This is a genomic window from Planctomyces sp. SH-PL62 (genome assembly GCF_001610895.1).
Lineage (GTDB): Bacteria > Planctomycetota > Planctomycetia > Isosphaerales > Isosphaeraceae > Paludisphaera.
On the sequence record NZ_CP011273.1, the window covers coordinates 2,096,036 to 2,121,822 of the forward strand.

Sequence of the window (25,787 nt, forward strand, 5' to 3'; positions counted from 1 at the left end):
GCCGGCCCCGGGCGGCCCCTCCCGCCCATCGACGCGAGTCGCTATGAACACACGCCCAATCTTCACGTTCCCCGGCCTGTGGCCCTACATCGCGCGTGCGGCCGAGGGCCGGGACCTCCCGCATCTCGGCCAAGGCCGGAGCCTCTGGCATTCCAAGCAGGTCCAGGACGCCCTGGGGCAGCTCCCGGCGCTCGACGCAGAGAGCCGGCGCGAGCTGCTGGCGCACGTCCGGGGGGTCCGCGACGCCCTGGCCGCGGCGGTCGAGGGGATCGACCTGGCCGTCCGCGAGACGATCGAGGCGGTGGAGGGCGAACCGGAAGGCGCTTCGGCCCCGGCGTCAGACCTGGCCGCCTCAACTTCCCTCCAACCGGAGCCGCAACGGGCCGCGTCGTCGCGGCGCAAGCGGGTTTGAAGCTCCATTCGAGTCCGATCTCATCAGCACATCCCTCAGCGAGCCCGCCATGAGCCAGGCAGACCGACTCTCGACCCTCTACGCCAGCGACGAGGACGTGGCCGTCCGCGCGACCGGCGATTTCGCCGTCCTGGCGCCGGCGTGGCAGAAGGCGGCCCAGGGGACCGACGGCGCGTTCGCGCCGGGGTCTCCCTGGACGCTCGTCTCGGGGTCGGTCGACTTCTCGGCGGCCGGCGTCCGCGACGGCCACGTCGTGCAGCTTCGCAAGCCCGCGACGGCCTTTAAAGGGACAGGCGAGCTGTTCGCCGTGGCGAGGGCGGCGGGGGGGTCGCTGACCCTCCGTCGGATCGGCTCGGCAGAGGGGCTCGGGGCCCCGCCGGCACCCGCCTCGGGGTTGACCGGCGTCGAATTCCTGGTCGCGACACTCGACCCTCAGATCGACGAGGCGAGCTTTGAGCTCAACCGTCGGTTCAACATCGACCCACTCCTCCCCGGCCGGACCCCGGCCGACCTCCGCGACCTCCGCGAGCTGCGCCAGGCGTGCGTTCTGGGCGTTCTGGTCCAGCGGTACGCGGCCGAGACGCGGGGGGGGGAGGGGGACTTCGCGCTAAAGCTCCAGCACGCCAGGACCGAGCACTCCGAGGCCTTGGCCCGACTGGAGCTGCGCTGGGGCTCGGGGCCGTCCGACCGTTCGTCGTCTTCGTATTTTTCCACCCGAATCGTGAGGTGAACACACATGCCTTTCCTGGTTTCCCGCGAGGGCGACGCTCGGCTTCTGACCGAACTCCTGGGCGGCGGCCCGGCCGAAGACTGGCAGCTCGGCCTGTACAACATGGCGATCACGCCCGCGGAGACCGACACCGCCGCGACTTACTCAGCGCACGAGGCGGCCTTCACCACCTACGCGCGGAAGACGCTGACGCGGTCGGTCTCGGCGACGACCTGGAACCCGCCCGTGCTCCAGGCTCCCTCGGGCTCGCCGGCCTGGTCGGCCCGTTCCCAGGTGGCCCACGCGAAGTACGGCGACTCGCCGCAGAGCTGGACGGTGGGGGCGGTCGGCGACGTGGTCCACGGCTATTTCCTCGTCGGCGCCACCAGCGGAAAGCTCATCCTGGCCGAGCAGTTCGCCTCGCCCCGGACCCTCCAGCCGGGTGACACGCTGTCGATCACCCCGGTCTTCGAGGTCGCCTGAGCGCGACGCGGCGGGCGGCTTCTCAGCCGTCCGTCGCCCGCGCCCGCCCCGCTCGTCGCGATCGCATCCACTCTTGAAAAGGGCTTCTCATGGCGAACTATTACGTCTCCACGAAGAGGGGATCGGACGCGACCGGCACGGGCACGGCCGCGAACCCGTGGAAGACGATCGGCAAGGCGATCGGTGCGTCCCCGGCGATCACGCTCCCCAGCTCGGGGTCGACCCGCCTCTACATCGAGCCCGGCACCTATTACGAGGCCGTGACGCTGGGGCTCTCGCCTTCGGCCGTCGCACCTCTGGAGATCGTCGGCGACTGCGACGGGGCCGGGTACCTCGCGGGAGGCTGGACGAACCCCAGGACCGGGATCGTCGACTGGTCGGCCTGGACCGACGACGCGACGGCGATCTCCTCGCCCTGCCTGAACGGTTCCTCAAGGTCTTTCGTCGCGGTGCGGCGGATCAAGATGCACGGCGGGTCCACGGGTGCAAACGGATCCTGCCTCCACATCACGACCGGGACCGACTGGGCCGTGACCGACTGCATCCTGGCCGGCCACCAGGCCTCGTTGGCGACGATCTACGCCGCCACGGCCGGTGCCGGGCTCAACCTGACGGTCGACCGGTGCGACTTGCACTCGGGAGCCCAGTACGGGGCGATGGGCGTCCGGATCTCGACGGCCGAGACGGCCGCGGAGTACGACCTGGGCACGACGGTCCGCAACTGCCGATTCTTCGGTTCGGGGGCCGCTGCCAACCGCGCCGTCAAGCTCGACCGGATTGCGGCCACCGGCCTCGGTTTTCTGGGCCGAGGTCTGACGATCCGCTCCTGCACGTTCCTCGGGTTCACGGCCGGGGTCGTGGTCTACGAAGGGGTGACGATCCCCCTGGCGAACCCCTGTCAGGTAGTCGGCTGTTTTTTCGTCCGCTGCGCCAACGGGATCCAGATCGGAGCGGTCTCACAGGCCGTCGAGGACTGGAACGTCTTCCATTGCAGCACGCCCCGGACGACCATCGCAGTCGGGGCCAACTCCAATACGACGGCCCGCCCGGCGGTCGACCTGGGCGACGGCCGCCTGGTCGGCGTCCCGCTCCGACCGTTCGGCGAGCCGACCGCCGGGTCGCCGTTGGGGGGGATCGTTCCGGCCGCCGCGGGTTTCCCGACCGCCGACCTCCTGAACCGGGCGAGGCCGGAAGGCTTCGGCTCGCTGAACGCCGCCGCCGGCTGCCTGGAGCGGCACGACGCCGGCGAACTCGACTCGATCAACGCCGACCTCGGCTCGCCGGGCTGCCTGGCGCTTCGAGGCCCCGGCTCGCTTGATCGACCGATCCTGGTCGACCCGACGGCCACCGTGGTCCGGGTCAAGGTCCGCTGGGACGGCGCTCACGGCGATTCGCGCAAGCCGCGGGCGATCCTTCTGGCCAACCCGGAGATCGGCCTCGTCGCCGATCAGGTCGTCACCGCGACCTCGACCGGGGGGTCGGGCTCGACGCCGAACGCCTATGAGACGCTCACCTTCGCCGCGTTCACGCCAAGCCGCGCGGGGGTCGTGATGCTTCGCATGGTCTCGCGACCGGAGGCCGCGACGGGGACCGCTTACTTCGATTCGATCACCCTTTCCTGACGGGTCGTCATGCCGCAACGATCTTTCGAGCACTGGTATCGCGGCTCGTCGTTCGCGGCGGCCGCCGGGTCCTCGACTTCCTCCTTTCGGGGGCTCCGGGGCTCGCTGACGACCCCGGCCTTTCGCACCGCCTCGACATTCGACGAGGGGGCGGCGGGAGGGCTCGCGGCGGGAGGCTCGGCCGCGTTCGGCCTCGCGTGGTCGGCGACGGCTTCCGCGAGCCTCGGTCTGGGCGGGGCCTCGACGTCGACGCTCTCAACGACGAGGGAGGGGGAGGGGGGCCTGGGATTGGGCGCGGCCTCGTCCGCGAATCTCGACCAGATCGTCGCCGCCTCGGGCGGCGCGTCGTGGGGCGGGTCCGTCGGCGCGGCCGTCGGTTGCGTCGTCGTCACCTCGGGAGGATGGACGGCCGGCGGATCGGGCGTCCTGCTCGACCCGGCGCTGCGGGCCCGGTCGTTCGCGTACTGGTATCGCGGCCGCCCGGTCTCGAACTCCCTCGGCCCCCATTCGGGCGGCTTCGGCCACGTCTATCGAGGGATGCTGGGCCTGCCGTCGGCCGCTCGCCTCGACGGCGTCGCGATCTCGCTGACGGGTGAGGGGGGCCTGGCCTTCGGCGGCCTTGCGATCGTGAGGGTCGGGGCGACGTACCACGAAGCCGCGACCGCGACGGGGAGCTTCGGCGGCGCCGCCGAAGCTCGACGCGACGTGGCGTTCGTTCCGTCGGGAGGGTGGTCGATCGGCGGGATTGGCCCGAATCGCGTGGCGGGCTCGGCGGTCTCGGCCGGCGGGCTGGCCGCGGCGGGCGTCTCGCCCCATCGGCTCGGCGCGACGGCCTCGGCGATGGCCGGGGCGACGTTCGGCGGGAGGGCCGGGGGCTTCATCGAGATCGCCTTCACGGCGGTCGGCGGTGCGACGGTCGGCGGCGCCGCGACGGGCTCGCGGTCGATCCTCGTGGAAGCGACGGGCGGCCTGGCCGTGGGGGGCGTCTCGCTATCGCCCTACATGGGCTATCACATCTACATCAACGATGGAATGGGCGGGCCGGTCGACTACGACGCGCCGGTCGCCCTGGTTTGGGAGCCGACGTGGACGAGCGGGCCGCTGCCGCCGGGTTCGTCCTTCCGGTTCGCCGTGCGGGCCTACGACGCCGAGACTGGGCTTGTGGACGAGAACCTCGACGCCTCGGTCGCCCTGATCCTCGACGACGAAGGGCGCGACGCGACCCGGGTCCCCCCCGCGCCGATCGGCCTCCGCGTCTTCCCTCGCCCCGGGGGCCGGGCGCGAATCGAGTGGACCGTCGCCGGGACGCCGGCCTCGCGACGCGCCTCGCACTTCAACGTCTACGTTCAGCCTGACGAGATCGCGTCCTACGCCGCGCCGACGATCGTCGCGACGGCGGCCTCGGCCCGGGGCGACTCGTTCGGCGTCGAGGTCGGCGGGCTGACCGACGCCGCGACCTACGCGGTCGTCGTTCGCGCGGCGAACGCGACGGGCGAAGAATCAAACACGCGTTCATACTATTTTACGGCCGACTCCGCCCCGCCGACCCAGGTCGATTCGCTCTCCGCCGCCACCTCGGCGAGCGTGGCCTGACCCGGTTTCCCCCATCGCCTCGACGCCGACGACGGTCGTTCCGCCGGTCCGCCTTCGCGCGGTCATACGCAGAGCGAGCGCCGAATCATCCCCTCGGCCCATCATCAGGACCCCAGCCTTGGCGATCACCATCTACAAGTCGGGCTATCTCGCCACCCCCAAGTCATCGGACCTGGGGGTCGGCAAATTCAGCGTCTCCGTGTTCCTGCGGATGGACGAGGTCACGGCGTTCGGGATGTTCCACACCCCGCTCACCCGGGGCAAGTGGTCGATTCAGGCCAACGGCGGGAGCCCAAACACCCAGCAGATCAAAATGTATGGGCTCGTCAGTCCGACGGGTTCGATCTTGACGGCCCAAAAACCCAAGTTCGCGGCCGGACACGTGGCCCACTTCGCGATGGTCTACGACAAGGATGATCCGACGCGGCAGTTCATGGCGGTCAACGGGATCAAGTACCCGTACGCGACCACGTCGAGCCTGCCGATCGACTTCGCGAACGTGGGGTTCGGGGTCGGCAACCCCAGCGTGACGAGCTTCCCCGTCGCGTTCACGGTCCAGGACCTGCTGTTCCTGAAGGGCCACGCCTTCTCCGACGAGGATCTGGACGCGATCCAGGACCACCCCGAGGTCGCGACGACGATCGGGGACGGGCCCGGAGTCTCGCGGGCGTTCTGGACGTTCGACGGCGATCCCGGCCAGCCGGTGACCGCCGGGAGCCCGGGGATCACCACGCCGGGGGTCCCGGCGCTCAGCTTCGGCGATCCGACCCTCGCGACGGACGGTTCCTCGGTGGCGTATTCCCCGCGGATGGCGTTCATCCGGGCCGTCCAGGTCGACCAGACGTTCGTCAGATCGAGCGGCAAGACCATCTGCGTCTCCTTGACCAACGCAGTCACCGGCGAGGGGGCCTTGATGCCCCCGGACGGGCTCCAGACCCCCCCCACGATCCGGATCAACGGCGGCCCGCCGATCGTACTGCCGACCGTCGCCGAGGGGGCTTACCAGTCCGACGAGTGCACCGCCATGCTCTTCCCGCTGCCGGCGGGGGTCGTGATCCGGCCGGGGATCGACGCGGTCACGATCTCGGCTCCGAAGGGTTGGGCGGTCTCCGAGTCCGGCCTCGTCCCGACGATGGTCGACCGTGTCGTCCACAACCGAGCCGGGAGGCCGTCGTCGATGGCGGCCTGGCCGGAAGCCGAGCAGCTCCGCGTCGGGGTGAACATCCCCCTGCCGTCGATGACCTACTACGACATCTATCGGGTGCCCAAGAACCTCGCCCTGCACAACGCTCCGATGAGCCCCAGCGACGCGAATCCGGACGGGACGTACGCCCGGTCGACGAACGCCACGATCGTTCAGCTCAATCACAACGGGATCGACAACGTGGGGCCGCCGGCTCCGCTGGGTCTCTACGCCGTGCGTTGGGATGATCTCAATCTCGCCGACCCCGTGACGATCACGCTGACGACTTCCAGCGACAACCTGGACCTTTTCGAGCGGGTCGAGTATCGCAACGACGGAGCGGCCGGCGTCGGCAAGGTCCGGGTCTTCGAGTTGCGTCGGCGAGTTTACACGCACGTCCTCGCCTCGGACGTCGACGCCTCGGCGACGACCCTGACGATGACCACGATGGTCGACTCACGTGCGAATTCGGCGGCCACGCGAGACTGCTTCATCGTCCTTGGCGGCGAACAGATCCGGGTCGGGTCCCAGGGGACGAACAAGTCCACCGTCGTGGGCTGCACACGGGGTTGGAACGGTACGACCCCCACCTCTCACGCCGCCGGGTCCCCGGTCGAGATCCGCTACGCGAACGTCAACGTCGTGCTCACGATGTCCCTGAAGAGCACGTCCGGCAACCTCAAGTATGCGAATCTGTCGATCCTCGGCCCCGACAACTGGACTCCGCCCGTCGCCCCCGGCCCGGCCTCCGTCGCCCACGTCGCCTGGGACGACCTCGACGTCGACCTCCTGCGGAACTTCTCGTCCGGGAGCGGCATCACGCGGTGCATGGACTCCCTGCCCACGACTCGAGACGCCACCGAGCCCGAGCACGTGACGCAGGCCGACGACCCCCACTGGGCCTCGCCGCGGTGGGCGGACGACCTGCGGATCAAGAAAATCCGCCCCTTCGACCCGGTCCGAAGCCCCTACGTCTACGCCCACATCGGCGAGTTCCCCGGGGCCGAACTCTATACAGCCACCCTTGGAGCTCCGCTGGCCGCCGCGGATTCGGAGTCGATCGAAACGATCTCGATCCCCGACGGCGACGCCGCCCCGGTCTGCTACGGCTCGCGGCTGTTCATCGGCGGCGAGGCGATGCGGGTCGTCGGCGAGGCCGGGCCCGGCCTGTACAAGGTCGTCCGGGGGATCGACGACACGGCCGCGACCGCCCACCCCGCCGGACCGATCCAGGTCGGCTGGCGGATCCCGATCACGGATCCGTCTCAGTACGTACGGCCCGGAAGGCGATTCTACGAGGTGGTCCTCGACGAGAACTCGACGCCCCCCCGGTTCGGGATCGCGCCGGCTCGGGACTCGCTCCGAATCCTGCCTGACTGCAACATCACGGCGAGGCGGTCTCTGACCCTCCCCAACGGCGTGGACGCGACGGCCGTCACCTTCGCCGTGGCCCCCGCCGAACCGGGCGACTGGTTCTACCTCGCCAAGGGCCTGACCCTGGTCGTCGGCGGCGAGACGATGACGATCGCGTCGGCCGACGAATCCGCCGGGACGGTGACGGTCAGCCCCAGAACCGCCGGCGCGGTCCACGCTCCGGGAGCGGCGGGCGCGACGAAGTCGGACCTGGCCCTCTTCCAGGACGCCTCCGGCGGCCTCCGGGTCTGGAAGTCGACCGTGTACTGGGCCTGCATCTGCCTCCCCACCGGGAGGCGGTCGTTCCTGATCCACGGCGAACTCGCAAGCGGCGAAGAGACGGCCCAGTTCGCCGCCGGCGAGCAGATCTACGACCCGGCCCGGACCGGGTTGAGATTCGACGTCTACGCCAAGCCCTCGATCCCCTATGAGATGGTCGGCAAGCTCAGTTCGCTGACCTCTGGCGGCTGGTGCTGGGCCAACGTGCCGTTCCTGGCCTCGGACTCCCTGGTCCGGCGGATCGCCAAGGCCGTCCGAGACAACCTCCCCGCCGGCCGCAAGGTCGTCGTGGAGTTGGCGAACGAATTCTGGAACACCGTCTTCCCGTTCTGGGGCAAGGGGCTCACCTTCGACCTGCTGATGCGGGCACCCTCCGGCGCAACCCCCGTCGACTGGTGGCTGCTCCGCCAGGATCGGGTGACGGCGATCTTCCGGGAGGTCTTCAGCGAACAGGGCCGGGCCGGCGAGATCCTTCAGGTCATCGCCTGGCAGCAAGGCCAGGCCGCCGGAATCCTCGCGGCGGTCAGGCGGCTGGGGATCCAGCCCGACGCCGTCTCGATGGCGGCCTACATTGCGGCACCGGAGACGGCCGCCTACGTCCGATCGGTCAACATCATCGACGACGAGCAGGCGTGCGACCTGTTCGCGACCGCCGTCGAGTTCAACGTCGACACTCTCTCCTACCGAGTCGCCGCCGAACGCAACGTCAAGGCGATCGCCGAGCACGAGGCGATCACGGGCCGCAAGCTCCTCAACCTCTATTACGAGGGGGGGCTCGACTTCGCCGTCCCCCAGCGAGCCGACGTCGTCGCCCGCAAGGAGCGATCCCGCGACCTCCGCTACAACCCCTTGTGGTATCACGTCGAACGCGACGTCTACTCGATCTTCCGCCGGGTCGGCAAGGTCGACGCCTACGCGGTCTACGCCTACGGCCTGGTCGCGGGCGGGGACGTCGGCCACCTCTGGGGGATGATCAACCATCCCCGCCAGAAACCCGGCTACGGCGACGGTCGCAATGGGAGTCGCGACAACCGATTAGCTTTGTTCCGCAAGGGCCTGCCGAACTCGGCCGACCTCACGACCGGCCCCGACGCCGCGAACGACTCGGTCCGGCTCCAGGCCTGGATGGACCAGAACCGCGACTTCTTCCTGCACTCGAACAGCACCAATCCCGACCCGGGCACCGGCCCTGATCCGGGCACCGACCCGGAAACGGGGCCGGGGCCCAATCCCGGCCTCCCGGGCCAGGGCGTTTCGCGCAAGCCCTCGAGGATCGTCCCGCTCGGCTCCTTCAGCCGCGCCTTTCGCGGCTATCGATGAAAGACACAGCCGGACCGGCCGCCGAAATCCCGCATTAGGGATGCACGAGCGAGCCGATTTCTTTCTTGCAGCATCCGTAGCCATGAAGGGCGAACGACCATGCCGACCTCGCGCGAACGCGACGTCCGAGGGGCGATCCGCGACATCCTGGACGCGACCGGCGCTTTCGACGCCGTCTACACGGCGGGCCTCCCGGAAGACCGCGGCGAGCGATCGGGCGACCGCCTCGCCGCCGCGGTCGAACCGGGCGAGACTCGCGTCGCGGGGCAGGGTGACGACGTCTCCGGCGCCCTCGCGGCGACCTCCCACGTCACGCTCGTCCTCCTCGCCCGCGACGACGACCCGGCCGCCCGCGACGACCAGGCCGAGCGGCTCCTTCACACGGCCGCCGCGGCACTCAACGGGCGGTCCCTCGCCGGCTCCACCCTCCCCGGCTCCACCCGCATCCGATCCTGGGCCTGGCGCAAGCCCATCGCCCCCGAACGTCGGATCGAGGCGATCCTGGAATTCCAGTATCTCGTCGAGGGCTGGAACGCCTTCGACTTCTCGGAATAAGCCCCCCGCCCGCTTCCCTCCCCGATCCCCCGACAAGGAGTAGCTCCATGGCCGCGACCAAGCTCCAGGCGAACTGGACGGCCGTCTCATTCGGAACCAACGCCATCTCCCGGGTCTCCCAGGTGACCTTCACCCAGGGGGGCTCGCTGGCCGCCTACGCGGCCGACGGCGACCACTTCCCGACCGTCGTCGTCAACCTTATGAACAAGCCCCGCGCCACCGTCACCAGCGCCGACCCCGCCGCGCTCATGGCGATCGCGCCCGGCACCGCCGACACCTTCAGCGCGACCCACAAGGACGCGAAGGGGGAGGTCGGCGGCGACATCCTCTACGTCCTCGCCAACGCCGTGGCCGAGAACGCCGAAACCTCCGGCGCCCACGGCCAGTTCGGCGTCGCCACCCTGAGCCTCATGGCCTACTCCAGCGACGGCGTCACCAATCCCCTGAGCTTCACCCGAGCCTGACGGATTCCCGCATCCGAGTCAGATCGTGGACCGACTGCGACTTCGCAATCAAAACTCTCCAAACGACGGCAGACCAGGCGAGATCCGATGGACCCCAAACCGTTCGACGCCCTGATCGTCCCGGAATCGTGGAAGAGCGGCGGCACCCAGCTCGACCGGATCGACTCCGTCCTCCGCGTGGCCGAACCCCTCCTGGGGGTCGACCGGCCGCGCGGCGGGCGGGCCTTCATCCGACGCCAGCCGGGGGGCCGACTCTTCATTACGGCCGACCCTCGCGACACCCTCTCCTTCCCTGTGGGCCACCCCCGCGAGGGACGCCCCCGCTACACCTGGACCCCCGCGGTCGACGGCTCCGAGCGGGGAGTGCTGGTCGAGGAGGCGCGGCATGCTTGACGAACGAACTCTCCGACGCCCGACGTTCACGCCCGGCCCCGAAGTCGTCCTGGGCGACGGGCAGACCTGGACCCTCCCCCGGCCCTCGCTCCGCCTCTTCCCGGTGCGCGACGCCGACGGCCGCATCGCCGTCGGCGGCGGGCCGAGCTTCGGCGCCGAGTATGAGGCGCTGATGGATGACCTGGCCGCCTGCGACGCCGACGACGCCACCTCCCGACTGACCATCCAGTTCCGCATGACGGCTCTGCTCCTGGCCCGCAACTACCACCTGGCCGACCGCGACCTCCGCGAACTTCTGATCGTCGACGCCGAGGACCCGCACTGCCGCGAGCGCTGGCGGACGATCAACCAGGCGATGACGGGCCGCGCCCCAAAACCTTCAGCCGATGGCTCCGCTGCACCCTGATCGCGAACGGAGTCGCCCAGGACCTTCCCTGGGAGGACGCCATCGGCGTCTCTGAAATGCTCGTCGCCCTCGGCCGCGCCGTCCCCCCTTCGCGATGGATCGACGGCCTGGAAGCCCGCGCCCGGGAGGCCGCCCTCGAAGCCCTTTTTTGAACGCGAACGCCCGACACGAGAGAACCAATCATGGGCCTCGACGAATTCCTGATCTCGCGAGAACGGACGCCGGGACGGCTCGTCCCGCCGGGGGGGGCCCTCGACGACTTCCTCGTCGCGCCCCCCACGCTCCCCGAGCCCGTCGAGGCCGAGGGCCGCGTCGAGGACGCGCCGCTCGTCGGGACGACGCCCCGACCCAAGGCCCCGGCCGCCGCAACCACCGCGTTCGAGCCCACTCGACCGATCGCCGTGGACGGGTCCGCCGTGGCCGATCTCGCGATCATCGCCCCCCCCACGATCGATGAGCCTTCGCCCGCCGGCTGGCCTCGCGAGTTCGTCGACGACGCGGTCCTCGACCCTATGGACCTCGTCTCGCCCCATGCAGCCCCCCTGGGCGCGGATCCAGACCCGCGACGCACTCCCGAATTCGGGACGCCGTCGCCGACGCTCCCGGATCCGTTCGCGGTCCCGGCTCGGTCCGGCCCCCGCGACGAGCCGGCCGACGGCCTCGGCGCGGCGGCGGACGAGGCGCTGGAACGGCTCGCTCGGGTGGCGGAGCGGCTAGAGCGGGCCGTCGAGCGACTGGACCCGCCGCCCCCCTCGATCGGGTCGCGCCCCCGGACGTTCCGGGGGCGGATCGACGGCTGACGCGGGCGATCCGGCCTCGGACCGCAAAGGAATGGGAATCTTAGACATGGTCACATACAACGGCGAGAACATCTTCGGCTCGGCCGTGCAGTTTCAGCACGTCCCCCGGCCCAGGGCCCAGCAGGTCAACGCCTTCTTCGGGGTCAGCGGCACGCAGGTCCTCGACGGCGGGGGTCGGGGCCGCGTCTTCTTCATCCGGGGAGTCCTCGCGGCGCCCACGCTCGCGGGGCTCGACGAGGCCGAGGCGCGGTTCGCCGACCTTGCCGACGGCGAAGCCCGCATGTTGGTGGACAACCGCGGCCGATCCTGGCCCCACGTCGTCTTCCGAGGCGAGTTCACGCCCGACGCCCGAGGCGCAGTCCCCTGCGGCGGCGGCTGGGCCCTCCCGTACCGCGCCGTGTTTCACGGACTGACCTGACATCATCCGTCTTCGATACGAGACGAGGCGACGCCCCCCATGCCTTTCGACCAGTCATCGATCGTCGAGGTCCGCCCGCCGTTCTGGGACGGCTCGACGCTGCAACTGTCGTGGACCTCGACGGCGCCCGCCGGCACGACCTTCCAGGTGTACGTCGGTCGGAGGCTGGCCTGGTACGGCGCGAGCCGCTGGGTCGCGCTGACGATGCCCGAGTCGCGCGTGCGGATCGACGTCGGCGCGGTCGGTCCCGGCGAGGCGACGGCCGACTTCTCGGCCTCGCTCCCCGCGTCTCCCGAAGACCGAGTCAAGCTCTCCTGGCTCGGCGGATCATACCTGGACCCGACCGGCCGGGACGACGTCCGCGGCTTCCGCGTGTTCGGGTCGCGGCGGGCCGGTTGGGCCGTCGACTTCACCGAGCCGGTCGCCGAGATCCCGGCCTACCCCGGCGGCTCGCCGATCGACGGCTACGGCCTCGGCGGCTTCGGCCAGGGGGGATTCGGCCGGTCGGCCTCGACTTACCGATGGACCAGCCCCGCGCTGAGCAAGGGGACCTGGACGTTCGCGGTCGTCTCGTTCGACGCCGCCGGCAACGAGGGGACGCCGACGTTCCTGACGACCGAAATCGCGGCCGCGCCCCGCCCCCCCGAGGCGTTCCCGGACGGCTCTCGGCTGCGGTGCGACTACGACCCGGCGACGCGCAAGGCGACCCTCTCCTGGAACCCCAGCCCTGCCTGACAAAGGACCACGACCCGCCATGTCGATGACCTACACCCCGAACGCGAAGCTCGCCAGGCCCGGCCCGGCCGACCGGAACTGGAACGTCCCGCTCAACGCGAACGCCGACGCGATCGACGCCCTGGCTCCGGTCGGCGGCCTCTGCGTGGCCCCGACCGAGGTCCCCAGCGCGACCCTCCGCGTGCGCGCGGCCCCAGGCCGATTCCAGCGCCGCGACGGCACGATCGGCGTCTTCGCCGGCGCCCCCGCGATCGCCCTGGCGGGGGGCTCGACGACCTACGTCTATCTGGACGACGCCGGGCAGGCGCTCACGTCGACCTCCGGCTTCCCGGCGACCTCGCACGTCCCGCTGGCGATCGTCGTCGCGGGGGCCTCGGCCGTCGCCGACGTCACCGACGTCCGGGTCGTCTGCGCGACCGTCGGCAGCGACTCACGACCGTTCCTGACCCCGGCCGGCGGCGTGCTGAACGACGGCGCGACCTTCGCCCTGGGGTCGACCTCGGGACTCAAGATCGGGACGTCGGCCGCGCAGAAGCTGGGGTTCTGGAACGCCGCGCCGGTCGCCCGCCCCGGCCCTTATACACAAGCGTACACGAGCGCGTCTCGCAGCCTTCCCGCGTACACGCCCAGCCCCGCGTCCGGGGGATTCGCCGGCATCGCGGCGGGGCAGGGGGGCTCGCCTTACGCTCAGGCGGCTGACCTGAACAATCTCCAGTCTGCATATGAAAACCTGCGGGTTTTTTCCGAGAACACGACCAAGCTCCTGAACGCCCTGATCAACGACCTGAAGGCGATGGGCCTGCTGGGTTGATCGCTGCGATCGGGCCGATCGGTCGCGAATCGACGGTCGTCATGAGAGGACGCCTCGCATGCCTGGGAGCTTTGATTTCGATCCGTACGACGTCCCGCTGTCGGGCCCGGCGGCGACCATCCGCGTCTGCCGATACGAGCCCGACGCGCAGGGCGAGGCTCGCTACGCAGTCCTCCCCAACGTCACCTGCGAGCGGATCCGCCACGCCGAGGGCCCCGAGCCTCCGACGGCCTGGTTCCGCTACGTCCTGGACGACGCCGACCCCGCGGCGGTCGCTCCGGCCGACTTCGGGAGGCTCTGGCCGCTGGAGGCCGCCGGCCCATACGTCGTCCGCAACGACGAGCGGCTTGTCGTGCTGGCGACCACCCCGGACGGCGAGGCGCGGGTGCTGTTCGACGGCTTCGCGCAGGCTCCGCAGGTCGACCTCACGCCGCAATCGCAGCGGGTGAGCTTCATCGCCCTGGGCGTAGCCTCGCGATGCTGGGACGAGCCCATCGGCGGTCGGCTCCAGCGCCACGCCGACGATCCGTTCCACGGCGAGGCCGTCGCCGTGCACCTGCCCTCGCGGTTCAACCCGGACGGCAAGCCCAACTGCACGCCCGATGGGTTCGACGTGGAGCAAGCGGACGCCTCCGTGCGATACCCCGTCTTCTTCGACCCCGACGTCGACCGCCGCCCCGACCCTCGCTCCTATTGGACGCTCGGCAAGTTCGTCCGCTACATCCTCGGCGTCTACAACGACGAGTCGTACGTCTTCAACCCGGACTTCGACCGTCTGGACGCGCTGCTGCAATCGCGAGGCCCCGCGCCCGACGCGAGCCCGATCGGCGGTGCCGGCGGCACGGCGGCCGACGTCGTCATCCGCGACTACGACGCGACCAACGTCCCGTGGCCCGAGGCTCTGGCCGACCAGCTCGGCCTGGCCGGATTCGGGCTCCGGTTCCTCACCGGCGAGGACGGCGACGGCTCGCCCCGCAGCGAGATCGAGGTCTACCGCAAGGACGCCGACGCCGCCGGCCCGGTTCGCGACCTGCTGCTCCCCGGTCCTGGCGCCGACCTCAACCCGGCACGTTGCAACGTCTCGACGCTTCACCTGAGGCGTGACTCGCGGGCGATCGTCAACGCGGTCACCGTCGAAACCGCCCAACGTCGCGTCGAGTTGTCGGTGGTGCTCGCGCCGGGCTTTCAACCCGTCGCCGGTGACGAATCAGCGTCTCGTCGCGCGAAATTCCTCCGCGCCAACCTGGCTGCGAGCGATGGCGAGGACGCTCGCAAGTATCGCCTCTACGTGGCCGACGAAGCGGGCGACGGCCACTGGCACGCTCCGTCCTCGTCCTGGTCCACGGCCGCCCTCGACCTCTCGGAAGTCTTTCGGGACGACGAAAAGGGGGCGTCGACTTATGTGAAGCGGCTTCGGCCGGGATCGTCGACCCTCATCACGCGTGACGAGCAGGGCCGCCCGATGCGCGCCCAGCTCGCCGTCTCGCGAGACTACGCCGGCCGCTCGCCGGCGGTCTGGGACGGCACCGGCCACTGGCAGCCGATTTCCGGGGGCTGGCAGCTTCTGGAAGACCGGCTGGGGATCTACGTCGCGGTGGAGGACCCCGAATCCTGGGCGATCGGCGACTACACCGGCGACCACCCGCAAGAGCCCAGCCGGACCCTCCGGGGCGTGACCAGCCAGGCGAACCCGTCCTCGCCCAACACGCGATTCCACCTCCGGCTGACCGCCGTCGTCGAGGACGACCTGATGCTGCCGGCGAGCGTCGACGCCAGGCCCGCCTCGCCGACCGCGTTCACGCGCCGGTGCCGCGTCGACGCCCGCGACCACTTCGCACTGGAGACGGTCGCCGCCCGTTCGCTGCACAACCCCGAGGCCGAGCCGAAGACCGTCCGCGACGACACCCCGAGGGCCGTCGCGTGGGCCCGCCAGCTCCGCGCGGCGCACGAGCTTCCGCCGACGGTCGGCGGCGCGACGGTCCCCAGCCTCGTCACTGCGTACCGCGTCGGCGATCGCATCGCCCGAATCAATGGTCGTGACGTCGGCCTCCAGACGAACGTCGGCGAGGCCCAGGGCGAGACCCCCGTCTACCCGATCGTCACGGCCGTCGTCTGGGATTTCACCGACGACCGCCAGGCGACCGTCATCGAGCTCTCCGACGCCGAGGTCGACCACGCCTCCTGACCGCACCGCCAAGGGAGCCTTTCGAACCATGTCCGCACGAATCCTCCGCGACCGCCAGGAAGCCGCCGCCGCCTCCGTTCGACGCTTGGGGGCACCGGACGAGACCGGCTCCGAGGCGGTCCTGGCCCAGACCAGGGCCGTCGGGACCTACCCGACGATCGCCTCCGCGTTCTTCGCCTGCACGCCGCTCCAGGTCGACGGTTCCGAGGTCGAAGGCGCCGGCGTCACGTTCGTCCCCGACGCGTCGCGGACGATCTTCGCCTACAACCTCGGGACGAAGATTCCGCCCGTCGGGACCCGGCTGATCGCCCACTCCTGCTCCGGGCGATGGACGTTCCTCTACAACGGCTGACCGACCGATCCCGTCCCCCTTTCCTCCCGGTGGTTGATGCCAAGCGATCCGCTCCGTCCGCTCCGCCTGCGATGGGACGACCTTCGCGACCCCGGCGCCGCGACCGGCCGCCAGCGAGTCCCCGCCCTGGACGCCGCTCCCACGCGCGGGACGCCTCGATTCGTCGGCCGCGTGCGCGACGCCGGCGCGATCCCGACGGCCACCGGCCGCGTCTTCCTGGTGAACCCCGCTTCGCTCGACGGCGGCGAGTCCGAAGGGGCCCTCGCGACCGTCGCCGTCGACGCCTCGCGGTCGGTCCCGGTCGTCGTGGTCGGCACGAAGGTGCCGCAGGCCGGCGATCTGATCGTCGCCTTCGCGGTGGGAGGCCGATGGATCGCCTCGCTCACGGGCGAGCCCCCCTCGCCCGTGTGCGGCGGCTGCACGGCCCCTCGGCGAGACCTGACGGTCTCATTCACGAACAGCTTGCTGGGCCCCGGCTCGGCCGTGATGGCCTTCAACGGGGTCGACGAGTGGACGAGCGGGTGCGTCAACCAGTTGACGCTTCGGCTGATCTGCCGCAACGGCCAATCGAGCTTCCAGGCGACTTACCACACCGGAACGCCTTGTCCCGGCGGACAACCCGTCAGTTGTTCGTCGCCCGGCCAGGCCCCGTTGGGACTGACGCCCACGGGGTCGTCCTGCACGCCGTTCCTGCTGCAATTCTCCCTCTCGGCGGCCTCTTGCCCTTCGCTCGCCGCGCAGGGATACACGCGGTTCACGATCACGATCTGAGGTCGCCGCCCGCGCCGATCCCGATTAGGATTGCCTGCGATCGGCCGCGGCTAGTAGCCTGGGCCTCGCCCGAACACGATCCGACGCCCCGCCGACGTCCTTTACCGACGTGAGGCCCATGACCGACCCGCAGCGATCCGACCCTCGCCCCTCGTCGCCGACGCTCAGCGTGGTCGCCCCCCTCTTCAACGAGGAGGAGAACCTGGCAGAGCTGCACCGGCGGCTCACGGAGACCCTCGCCGGTCTGGGACTGGAGTACGAGATCGTCCTGGTCGACGACGGCTCCGCCGATCGCTCGCCCGGCCTGATCGACGAGCTGAGCCGCCGCGACCCCCGGGTGGTCGCGATCCACCTCAGCCGGAACTTCGGCCACCAGCCGGCCGTCTCCGCCGGCCTGGATTTCGCACGCGGGGACGCCGTGATCGTCGTCGACGGCGACCTGCAAGACCCCCCCGAACTGATCGCCCCCCTCGTCGCCAAATGGCGAGAGGGTTTCGAGGTCGTCTACGCCGTCCGTCGCCGTCGCGACGAATCGTGGCCGAAACGGCTCGGCTACCATACCTTCTACCGCCTGCTGAGCGCGATCAGCGATCTGGAGATCCCCCTGGACAGCGGCGACTTCTGCCTGATGGATCGCAAGGTCGTCGACGTCATGACGCATCTTCCCGAACGCATGCGTTTCATCCGGGGCCTTCGGTCGTTCGTCGGCTTCCGCCAGGTCGGCCTTGAATACGACCGCCCCGCACGCGCGGCGGGGGCTCCGAAATACACGTTCCGACGCCTGCTCGGCCTGGCCGTCGACGGGCTCGTCAGCTTCAGCGGCCGTCCGCTCCGGCTGGCGAGCTACCTGGGGCTGGCCGCCATCGCGGTCGCCGCCGGGCTTCTGCTCTGGATCTTCCACGACGCCTTCGCCAACGGCCAGTCCCCGGCCGGCTGGGCCAGCACCGCCGTCATCGTCCTGTTCATGGGCTCCGTGCAGCTCCTGAGCCTGGGCATCATCGGCGAGTATATCCGGCTTATTTTCCTGGAAACCAAGGGCCGACCGACTTACATCGTCCGCGGCCGGACTCGATCGCCCCTCCGCGATTCGGCCGAGGACGCCCCCCGCGACCTCGACTCCTGACTTCCTCCCCCCATCCCGACTCCCACCATGACCGACCACGCCGACGACGGCACGCGATGTCGGCGATGCCCGCTCGCGCCCGACGCCCCCTGCGCCGGGGTCGACATCCGACGGCTCTGCCAGCTCGTCGACCCCGAGCACCCCGATCATGACCCCGCCTACAAGGCCGTCCTGACGACGACCGATCGGCCTCGGCCCGATGCGGTCGGCGCCGAAGCGGAGACTCCCCCCCGACGCCCGCTTCCCGAGACCCTGCGGCTGCTCCGTGCCATGAAGTCCTGCCCTCACCGAGAGGAGCGCACCGATTGCGGCTGCGCCGGGGCCGCCTCGTGCTCGCGGGGCGGCGGACGGGACGGCCTCGTCCGGATCGTGGACTGCTTCGACTGCCTGGCTCCCCCCGAGCTCGGCGACGCCCCGCCCCCCCGAGAGAGGATCCCGCCATGACCCCCGACGCTCCCGATCCCACAGCCGAGCCCGAGCCTGACGATCTCCCGTCAACGGGAATGAACGAGGGGACGGGCTTGCTGCAGCACTTCAGCGAGTACGAGGCGATCGAAGCCCGAGACCGCCTCTGGATCAAGGCGATCGCCCCGCTCCTCCAGGCGACGACCGCCGACCCCGCCCCCAACCCTCGCGTCCAGTTCGCCCTCGACCGCATGCGCATCGCCGCCTGCGAGCGGATCGCCCGCATCCTCTCTTCCGACCTCGCCGATCCCTCGGCGTGACGATCCGCGGCGGGGCCCGCCTCATCCCCCGCCGCCCTCTCTCCGGGGCATCCCGATCACGCAAGTCCGCCCAGCCGGTCGATATTCCGCAACCAGGATTTTTATCCCGGATTCCTGGAACTTCGCAATCGGATTTGCTGATCATCCTGTTGAGCAAGCGAGGGAAGCCGGTCGAGACGGACGGGCCTCCCCGACCGTCCGATGCGGCCCCAGCTTCACCCGCCGCACGTCGCGACGCCGCCTGTCGCCGACAGCCCGAAAGGAACGACCCATGAACCGATTCTGCGAGTTCTCCCTCTCCAGCGGCTTCGAAGGGCTCGAGCAGCGCCTGAGCCTGAGCCTCGTCTCGGCGATCTCCGCCCCCTCGACCCGCACGCTGGGCGACGGGCCGGTGGTCCCCGATCCGGATCCGAATCTTCCGACGGACCCGACCCCGCCTCCCGAAGAGGATCCCGGCGACTTCCCGGGCTATCCCCCGCCGCCCGTCTTCCCGCCGCCCCCGATCGGCGGCCCCGTCGGCCCCGGCTGATCTCCCCGCCGGCCCGACCGCGTCCCCTGGGCGTCTCGCCTCACGGCGGGGCGCCCTCTCGGTGTTTCCAGGCGCTCGCCCTCGTCCCTTCCTCGCGGTTCCGATTCCTCCTCGTCGCGGGACTTTACTTATGACTCTGCATACGTTGTTCCGTCGGTGGCGGACTGGGCCTCTCGCCCTGGTCGAGGCCGAGAGTCGCGGCCGGGCGGTCGAGCTGGCCGCGAGGGCCGGCGTGACGCTCGCCTATGCGGACCTGAAGGGGTGCGAGGCTCCCCGATGCTTCCTCCCCGGAGCCGACCTTCGGGGCGCCGACCTGGATGCCGCGAGGCTCCCCGGCGCCTACCTTCGCCGAGCCGACCTCCGCACGGCGACGCTGGTCGGCGCGCTCCTCGCCGGGGCGAGCCTCCGCCAGGCCGACCTCCGCCGCGCCGATCTTCGCGACGCCGACCTCCGCCGCGCCGACCTCCGCAACGCCCAATTCCTCGGGGCGAAGCTGCGAGGCGTCCGACTCACCGGGGCCCTGATCGACGGCGCCCTGATCGATTGGCGATGGGCCGGCTTCGCCGTGGAACTTCTCCGCCGCGATCCGGACTGCCGGGACGACGCCCTCCGACTCGTCGTCGAGCTGGCCTTCGAACGCGACGTTCGCCCCTACGCCTGGCTCCGTCCCCTCTTCCGCAGCAGCCCCCGAGTCGTCGACTGGGCCTGCACCATCCTCGGCCGCGCCATCCTCCCGGGCGACGACGCCCCCGAGATCCTCCGCCGCCTCGCCGCCGACGCCGGGACCGCCGCCCCCCGCTCACGTCCCGGCCCCACCCGACGCCGAGCCGACCGAGCGGCTCTACTGGACACGTGCCGTCGGGCTGAGAGGCCGCCGGACCGAGCCTCGCAGGCGCTAATTCACACGCGATCCAACTTTCATCCCTTTGATCGTTCATCCGAAATCCGCCTTCATCCGGGAGCGCCCCCCATGTCTTCCGCCCATCCGAAGCCGCGCCGATCCCGCACGATCCCTTCCTCGAGCCGCGACCTAGCCATGCTGAGGCTGGCGCCGATCGACGCCGCAAGCCTCCCCCGGGTCCACGTCCCTCCCGCCCAGGCGGCCGGATCCCTCCGCGTCCTCGACCGATCGAGCGGCGAGGAGATGCTCGTCTACACGCCGACCTTTCGGTCGCAGTTCGACAACGGCCACCGGGCGGGCCGTTGGTACATCAGGCCGGTCGCCGGCGTGGGGGGCGTCCCGCGTAGCATCGGTTTCGCCACCGCCCGCGAGGCCGTCGAGGCCGTCGCCGCCGACGCCTGGCGGCTGCGGATCATCTCGCCCGACGCCCCCGCCGATCCCCCCGCACGCCATCGCCTCCGCGTGATCTGGGCGACTCCCGACTCGGATAATTGAGGCGGCGGCCCCCAATCTAAGGCCCTGGCGAATCTCCAGCTTCTCACACACGCGATCATTCGTTTATTCCAGGAAGGGTATCATCGCCATGTTCTCTTCGTCCGTCGAAGTCGCGTCCGAAACGTCGCCTCCCGCCTCGGGCCGCCGTTCAACCGCCCAGTCCTCGGCGATCCTGACCGCCGAGCGGGAGCAGGAACTGGCCGCAAGGATCCAGGCCGGCGACCCGAAGGCCCGCGAGGAGTTGATCGTCGCCAACCTTCGCCTGGTCCGGAGCATCGCCGCCGAGTTCCGGGCTCGGAACCGCGCGATCGACCTTGACGACTTGATTCAGGAGGGGAACATCGGTCTCATGCGGGCCGTCCGCGACTTCGACCCCGAGGCCCACGGCACCCGCTTCGTGACCTACGCCTCCTGCTGGATCCGCCACCATATCCAGCGCGTGCTGGCCGAGCAGTCCTCGCTGATCCGCTTCCCGTACTACGTCGTAGTCCTCCGTCGACGGTTCGAGAAGGTCAGGGCGCAAATGGTCGAGGCCCTTCGCGCCGCGCCGGCCTCGGTCGATCCTATGGAGCCCAGCATGGAGGAAGTGGCCGAGCGGATGGGCGTCGCGCCCCGGCGTCTGAAGCACCTGCGCAACGCCCAAGTCGACCTCCGCTCCTATTCCACGACCTCGCTCGACGACGATGAATCGCAGGACGACGCCCTCTCCCAATTGCTCCCGCCCGAGAGCCCGCTGGAAATCGCCGAGACGATGGAGCGGCTGCACGCCGCGATGCGCCGGCTGACCCTGCTGGAAGCCTGGGTCCTCCGCCGCCGCTATCGCTTGGACGATTCGACCGAGGAAGTCGTGGACGAGGCCGCGTCCCGCGTCCGGCGCCGAGGTGCCGAGGCGCGACGCCCCGGCCCCCGCACCGGAGGACGCCGGACGTACCGCGAACTCTCCCACGAAATCGGCAAGCCCATCCATCAACTCCGCCAGGTCGAACGCGCCGCCATCGTCAAACTCCACGAGATTCTCGACGGGGCCGTCGCGGCGGAGGGCGAGGTCCTGGAAGCCCCCGCAAACCCTCGCCGACACGCGCCCGCGCCGGCCCGCCGCTCTGCCTGACTTCCCAACATTGCATAAACAGGAGAACGCCGTGACGGCATTGCAATACCGGGAGTACGCCGGGCGACGCGACCGCGACGGCGAGGCCCCGATCCCCCAGGTCCGGCCCGAGATCGCGCGTCGGTTCCTGGAGCACCTGACCGTCCCGACGGTCGAATGCGTGGAACTTCGGGTCTTGCGGGCGGCCTGGGACAGGCGAGGCGACCTCCACCGGGCCGACCGAATCAGCCCGACCTATCAGGGCTCGACCCTGGCCGGATGGTACGACGACCTCGCCCGCCTGGCCCGCCACGCCGGCCGCCTCGTGGCCGTCTCGGGCTACGTCACGATCAACCCGGTCCGCCGCGACCTGCTGGCGAGGTCCGACAATCGGCTCGATCGGTCGCGGCACACGACGAAGGACGACGACGTCACCGCCCTGCGCTGGATGTACCTGGACATCGATCCCAAACGCCCGGCCGACATGAGCAGCACCGACGAGGAACTCGACGCGGCGGTACGTCGACGCGACTCGATCCTCGCCGGCGAGCCCGAGATGGCCGCCGCCGCCCTCTGGGGCAAGTCCGGCAACGGCGCCTGGATCCTCGTCCGCCTCCCCGACTATCCCAACGACGCCCCCCATCGCGGCCTCGTCGCTCGAACCGTCAAGGCGCTCGCCCGTGTGTACGATGACGACTCGGTGATCATCGACACGGCCACCGTCAATCCCTCACGGTTGATCGGGCTGCCGGGCACCGTCAAGGCCAAGGGCTCGCCGCGACCGGAACGCCCCTGGCGTCGAGTCACGTTCGACGGCGCGGGTCCGCTGGCGACGGAGTGATTCCCCAGACTCCCGCGTGCAACGGGCCCCAAAATTCGATCCCGCGACCGCAAACACACCGATCGTCGCATGACCATTTCTCCTACAGGCCCCCCCAATGATCCCCCCAGCGACGCCCCAGGTGCCGCCCCTCGCCCCCGCACTCGGGCGGTTGATTTAGCGGGTTGGCTGGCACGTAAGGGCGTCGGCGGGGATGAGCCGGGCCCGGCGCCTGCTAGATCGGCGACGAGGCCGAGGTCGGTCTCCCGCCTCGCGCCGAGGATCGCCGATCGGGCCTCGGCCTACCTCGCCGCGCTTCCTCCGGCCGTCTCGGGACAGGGGGGCCACGGTCGGACTTTTCGTGCGGCCTGCGTGCTCATCAAGGGGTTCGACCTGGGTGTCGAGGAGGCCCGGTCGATCCTGGAGGAGTGGAACCGGAGCTGCGATCCGCCGTGGTCGGATCGGGAGTTGGACCACAAGCTGAAGGAGGCCGACAAGGCCCCCGACGATCGCCCCAGAGGCTGGCTGCTCACCGTTCGTGAGACGCCGGCGACCGCTGCACGCCCTTTCCAGTCCAATGTCCCGTCCGCGCAAACTCCGTTTCGGTCCCCTCCGAGCCCGAGCCCCCCCGCGTATCAGACTGTCGTGATCGAGGAGGAGGACGAGGACTCGGAGGCGAGGACGAACCCGCATCGGCTCGCGCGGTTGTTCCTCGCTCGTCGATTCTCGCATGCGGGAGGCATGGGCCTGCGTTTTTGGGACGACGGGTTTCATCGCTGGGACGGTTCGTCGTACCGCCTCGTCCCGACGACGGAATTGCGGGCGTTGCTGGCGCAAGACCTGGCGGAGGAATTCGGGCGACTGAATCGACGCGACCGCGAGCGGACCGAGGAGGAGGCGAAGGATTCGGGCAAGGGGCGACGGGGGGGGCGGTCTCCCGGCCCCACACCGGTGACCACCCGCCTGGTGGGAGACGTGGTTCAGGCACTGGCGGGGCTCACGCTCGTCCCGATGGCTTCCTGTCCGACGCGCCCGGCCTGGGTCGAGACTCTCTCCGAACCCCTGGCGGGGGCGGCTGACGGCGGGGGGGCGACCCCGGGCGAGGGAGCTTCCGCGCGCTGGTGGTGCGACCTCTCGGGCTGGCCGGCGACCGAGCTCGTCGCCATGCGCAACGCGCTGGTGCATCCCCCCTCGTTCGTCACGGGCGCCGCGTGCATGTCGCGGCCGAATCCCCGCTATTTCAACGCATTCGCCCTGGACTACGACTTCGATCCCGAAGCCCAGCCCCCCCGCGCCTGGCTCGCCTTTCTGCAAGACGTGTGGCCCGACGACCCGGAGAGCGTTTCGGTTTTGCAGGAATGGTTCGGCTACTTGCTGACCTCGGAGACTCGCCTCCAGAAGGTGCTGATGATGATCGGACCGAAGCGATCGGGGCGGGGGACGATCGCGCGCGTCCTCAAGGCGCTGGCGGGGCCGAGCAATGTGGTGAACCCGACGCTCTCGACGCTGGCCCGACCGTTCGGGCTTTCGATCCTGATCGACAAACCGGTGGCGATCTTCCCGGATGCTCGGCTGTCGAGCCGGCCGGACAACGCGGCGATCGTCGAGGCCCTGCTGTCGATCAGCGGCGAGGACGACCAGGCGATCGACCGCAAGCACCAGTCTGCATGGACGGGGAAACTGCCGACGCGGTTCGTTCTGATCTCGAACGAACTCCCCCGTTTGAAGGATTCCAGCCGCGCCCTTTCCAGCCGATTGATCCTGCTGCGGTTCACCCGTTCCTTCTATGGCAAGGAAGATCTGGGACTCCTGACCAGGCTCCAGGAGGAACTGCCGGGGATCCTGATCTGGGCCCTGGAAGGCTGGCGCAGGCTCCAGCTTCGGGGTCGGTTCCACCAGCCGGCTTCGGGCCGATCGCTGCTGGAATCGATGGATGAGTTGGCGAGCCCGGTCGCCGTGTTCCTGGAGGACTGCTGCGTGGTCGAGCCCGGGGCATCGGTCCCTTCGTCCGACCTCTACGACGCCTGGCGCTCCTGGTGCCGCCGCCACGGCCGCGACGCGGTGGGCGACGAGCAGGCCCTAGGGCGCGACCTTCACGCGGCCATCCCCGGGCTGGGCAAGCGTCGACATCGCATAGGTTCGGCTCGGGTCGTTTATTATAGCGGCGTCCGGCTGGGGTCCGCGGCTTCGGCGGATCAGCCGGATTTCAGGACGGTCGCCTGAGATCGCTTCACGCCGACCCCCTCGCCAAGTCCGAAGGAACTGGTTACAATCCGTCCCGTCGCCCCGATCGACTCGGGATACGCCGCGGCGGTCGCCTCGATCCTTTTTCGATAGGACCAGGGTGACCGAGCCTTCGCCGAAATCGAGGATGGGGGATCGCTTCCCACCTCACCGTCGGCGTGTACTTCGATTTCGATCGGTTCGGCTCGAAAGATGCACTACCGCTTGGATTGACCACCTTGGACGGCTCGGTCCGCGACATCGGATCAGTTGGTTCAAGATCGTTCGGTCGCTCACACGGCCTGCCGAGGAAACGCCGCGACGGGCCACTGCTGCGGCGATGAGCAAGGATGCGACAAGCCCTGGGACGATCGCATGCGTGGACGCACGTCGTCCCACTTGCGTGCTTACGACCCGGCTTTCGGCCCACGAGGGCCTGGCATGTCTTTAATGATGTGCCCGATGGGTGGTTCTGCTCATGATCCGCAATGGCGAGGCAGTGGGAGGAAATGGCTCGATGAAGGATGGAATGGCCCGGTTCGCGACCGCTCTACTCATCACGATCGCCGGGGCCGGCCTGGCACAGGGAGGTTCGATCTCGATCACCGACTCCGCGTCGTGCCCGCACGCGATGATTCCGGGCGAGCCCCGGGCCGGCCTGTTCGACCTTGAGCCGAGCCTTACGCTCCCAGACGCCGTCGAAGCGTCGGAAACTATTGATGTGTATGAACTAGCAACGGCGTCCACCTCGGTCGACATGGCCAATCCGGAGCCGTTCCAGGTCCCCGAGCCATCTTCGATGAGCCTGTTCGGGATCGGGCTCACCGGCCTGATCACGCTCCGGCGATTCCGCCGATACTTCTCCTGATTCGACGTCCGATCCGGCTCGGACGAAGACCCGGACATCGCGTCCGGGTCTTCGTCGTTTCGAAGCCTGGACGCGTGAACGGCTAGATCCTTCTTCGACCGATGCGAGATCA

At 70.0% G+C, this 25,787-nt stretch carries 26 protein-coding genes; all 26 read left to right on the forward strand.

Annotated features, from left to right (window positions below):
* Positions 1-43: 43 nt before the first annotated feature.
* The 26 genes from VT85_RS07980 to VT85_RS08105 all read left to right on the forward strand — a co-directional run bounded on the left by VT85_RS07980 (position 44) and on the right by VT85_RS08105 (position 25,675).
* On the forward strand, positions 44-412 hold the full coding sequence (locus VT85_RS07980) for a hypothetical protein (protein ID WP_068413040.1): 369 nt from the start codon (positions 44-46) through the stop codon (positions 410-412).
* A gap of 49 nt (positions 413-461) precedes the next feature.
* Positions 462-1,142 carry a hypothetical protein gene (locus VT85_RS07985; protein ID WP_068413043.1) on the forward strand — a complete coding sequence of 227 codons (681 nt, stop codon included), beginning with the start codon at positions 462-464 and terminating at the stop codon, positions 1,140-1,142.
* A gap of 6 nt (positions 1,143-1,148) precedes the next feature.
* Entirely contained in the window at positions 1,149-1,604 is a 456-nt protein-coding gene (locus VT85_RS07990) for a hypothetical protein (protein ID WP_068413048.1), read from the forward strand.
* A gap of 89 nt (positions 1,605-1,693) precedes the next feature.
* Entirely contained in the window at positions 1,694-3,226 is a 1,533-nt protein-coding gene (locus tag VT85_RS07995; protein WP_068413053.1) for a hypothetical protein, read from the forward strand.
* Between the two features lie 9 nt (positions 3,227-3,235).
* A complete protein-coding gene (locus VT85_RS08000; protein WP_068413057.1) occupies positions 3,236-4,819 on the forward strand; it encodes a fibronectin type III domain-containing protein in 1,584 nt (527 codons plus the stop codon).
* 118 nt (positions 4,820-4,937) lie between these two features.
* A complete protein-coding gene (locus tag VT85_RS08005; RefSeq protein WP_068413060.1) occupies positions 4,938-9,014 on the forward strand; it encodes a hypothetical protein in 4,077 nt (1,358 codons plus the stop codon).
* Positions 9,015-9,113: 99 nt separating this feature from the next.
* Positions 9,114-9,569, forward strand: a complete 456-nt coding sequence (locus tag VT85_RS08010) for a hypothetical protein (RefSeq protein ID WP_068413065.1) — start codon at positions 9,114-9,116, stop codon at positions 9,567-9,569.
* Positions 9,570-9,616: 47 nt separating this feature from the next.
* Positions 9,617-10,033 (forward strand): hypothetical protein, encoded by a 417-nt coding sequence (locus VT85_RS08015; protein ID WP_068413068.1) that lies wholly within the window; start codon positions 9,617-9,619, stop codon positions 10,031-10,033.
* Positions 10,034-10,120: 87 nt separating this feature from the next.
* Entirely contained in the window at positions 10,121-10,426 is a 306-nt protein-coding gene (locus tag VT85_RS08020) for a hypothetical protein (RefSeq protein WP_068413069.1), read from the forward strand.
* Positions 10,419-10,832, forward strand: a complete 414-nt coding sequence (locus tag VT85_RS08025; protein WP_068413072.1) for a hypothetical protein — start codon at positions 10,419-10,421, stop codon at positions 10,830-10,832. Before VT85_RS08020 ends, VT85_RS08025 begins: the two co-directional genes overlap by 8 nt.
* A 182-nt stretch (positions 10,833-11,014) precedes the next feature.
* Complete coding sequence (locus tag VT85_RS08030) at positions 11,015-11,632, forward strand: hypothetical protein (protein WP_068413073.1); 618 nt, start codon at positions 11,015-11,017, stop codon at positions 11,630-11,632.
* 46 nt (positions 11,633-11,678) lie between these two features.
* Entirely contained in the window at positions 11,679-12,050 is a 372-nt protein-coding gene (locus tag VT85_RS08035) for a hypothetical protein (RefSeq protein ID WP_068413074.1), read from the forward strand.
* Positions 12,051-12,089: 39 nt separating this feature from the next.
* Positions 12,090-12,785: a hypothetical protein gene (locus tag VT85_RS08040; RefSeq protein ID WP_068413076.1), complete on the forward strand. Its 696-nt coding sequence runs from the start codon at positions 12,090-12,092 to the stop codon at positions 12,783-12,785.
* 19 nt (positions 12,786-12,804) lie between these two features.
* Entirely contained in the window at positions 12,805-13,596 is a 792-nt protein-coding gene (locus VT85_RS08045; RefSeq protein ID WP_068413079.1) for a hypothetical protein, read from the forward strand.
* A gap of 58 nt (positions 13,597-13,654) precedes the next feature.
* Complete coding sequence (locus VT85_RS08050; protein ID WP_068413082.1) at positions 13,655-15,781, forward strand: hypothetical protein; 2,127 nt, start codon at positions 13,655-13,657, stop codon at positions 15,779-15,781.
* 28 nt (positions 15,782-15,809) lie between these two features.
* Positions 15,810-16,133, forward strand: coding sequence for a hypothetical protein (locus tag VT85_RS08055; protein ID WP_068413084.1), 324 nt, complete (start codon positions 15,810-15,812; stop codon positions 16,131-16,133).
* Positions 16,134-16,169: 36 nt separating this feature from the next.
* Positions 16,170-16,904 (forward strand): hypothetical protein, encoded by a 735-nt coding sequence (locus VT85_RS08060; protein WP_068413087.1) that lies wholly within the window; start codon positions 16,170-16,172, stop codon positions 16,902-16,904.
* Between the two features lie 118 nt (positions 16,905-17,022).
* Positions 17,023-18,027: a glycosyltransferase family 2 protein gene (locus VT85_RS08065; RefSeq protein WP_068413090.1), complete on the forward strand. Its 1,005-nt coding sequence runs from the start codon at positions 17,023-17,025 to the stop codon at positions 18,025-18,027.
* Between the two features lie 27 nt (positions 18,028-18,054).
* Positions 18,055-18,471, forward strand: coding sequence for a hypothetical protein (locus VT85_RS27455; protein ID WP_068413099.1), 417 nt, complete (start codon positions 18,055-18,057; stop codon positions 18,469-18,471).
* Positions 18,472-18,548: 77 nt separating this feature from the next.
* On the forward strand, positions 18,549-18,752 hold the full coding sequence (locus VT85_RS08075; protein ID WP_156512743.1) for a hypothetical protein: 204 nt from the start codon (positions 18,549-18,551) through the stop codon (positions 18,750-18,752).
* A 271-nt stretch (positions 18,753-19,023) separates the two neighbouring features.
* Positions 19,024-19,281, forward strand: coding sequence for a hypothetical protein (locus tag VT85_RS08080; RefSeq protein WP_068413107.1), 258 nt, complete (start codon positions 19,024-19,026; stop codon positions 19,279-19,281).
* Between the two features lie 130 nt (positions 19,282-19,411).
* The gene (locus VT85_RS08085; RefSeq protein WP_068413109.1) at positions 19,412-20,677 is read left to right on the forward strand and encodes a pentapeptide repeat-containing protein; all 1,266 of its coding nucleotides are present in this window, start codon (positions 19,412-19,414) and stop codon (positions 20,675-20,677) included.
* 88 nt (positions 20,678-20,765) lie between these two features.
* Positions 20,766-21,785: a sigma-70 family RNA polymerase sigma factor gene (locus VT85_RS08090; RefSeq protein WP_068413111.1), complete on the forward strand. Its 1,020-nt coding sequence runs from the start codon at positions 20,766-20,768 to the stop codon at positions 21,783-21,785.
* A 31-nt stretch (positions 21,786-21,816) separates the two neighbouring features.
* Positions 21,817-22,605 carry a hypothetical protein gene (locus VT85_RS08095; protein WP_156512744.1) on the forward strand — a complete coding sequence of 263 codons (789 nt, stop codon included), beginning with the start codon at positions 21,817-21,819 and terminating at the stop codon, positions 22,603-22,605.
* 351 nt (positions 22,606-22,956) lie between these two features.
* The gene (locus VT85_RS08100) at positions 22,957-24,807 is read left to right on the forward strand and encodes a phage/plasmid primase, P4 family (RefSeq protein ID WP_068413126.1); all 1,851 of its coding nucleotides are present in this window, start codon (positions 22,957-22,959) and stop codon (positions 24,805-24,807) included.
* A gap of 517 nt (positions 24,808-25,324) precedes the next feature.
* Positions 25,325-25,675 (forward strand): PEP-CTERM sorting domain-containing protein, encoded by a 351-nt coding sequence (locus VT85_RS08105; RefSeq protein WP_197491162.1) that lies wholly within the window; start codon positions 25,325-25,327, stop codon positions 25,673-25,675.
* The last annotated feature ends 112 nt before the right edge of the window (positions 25,676-25,787 follow it).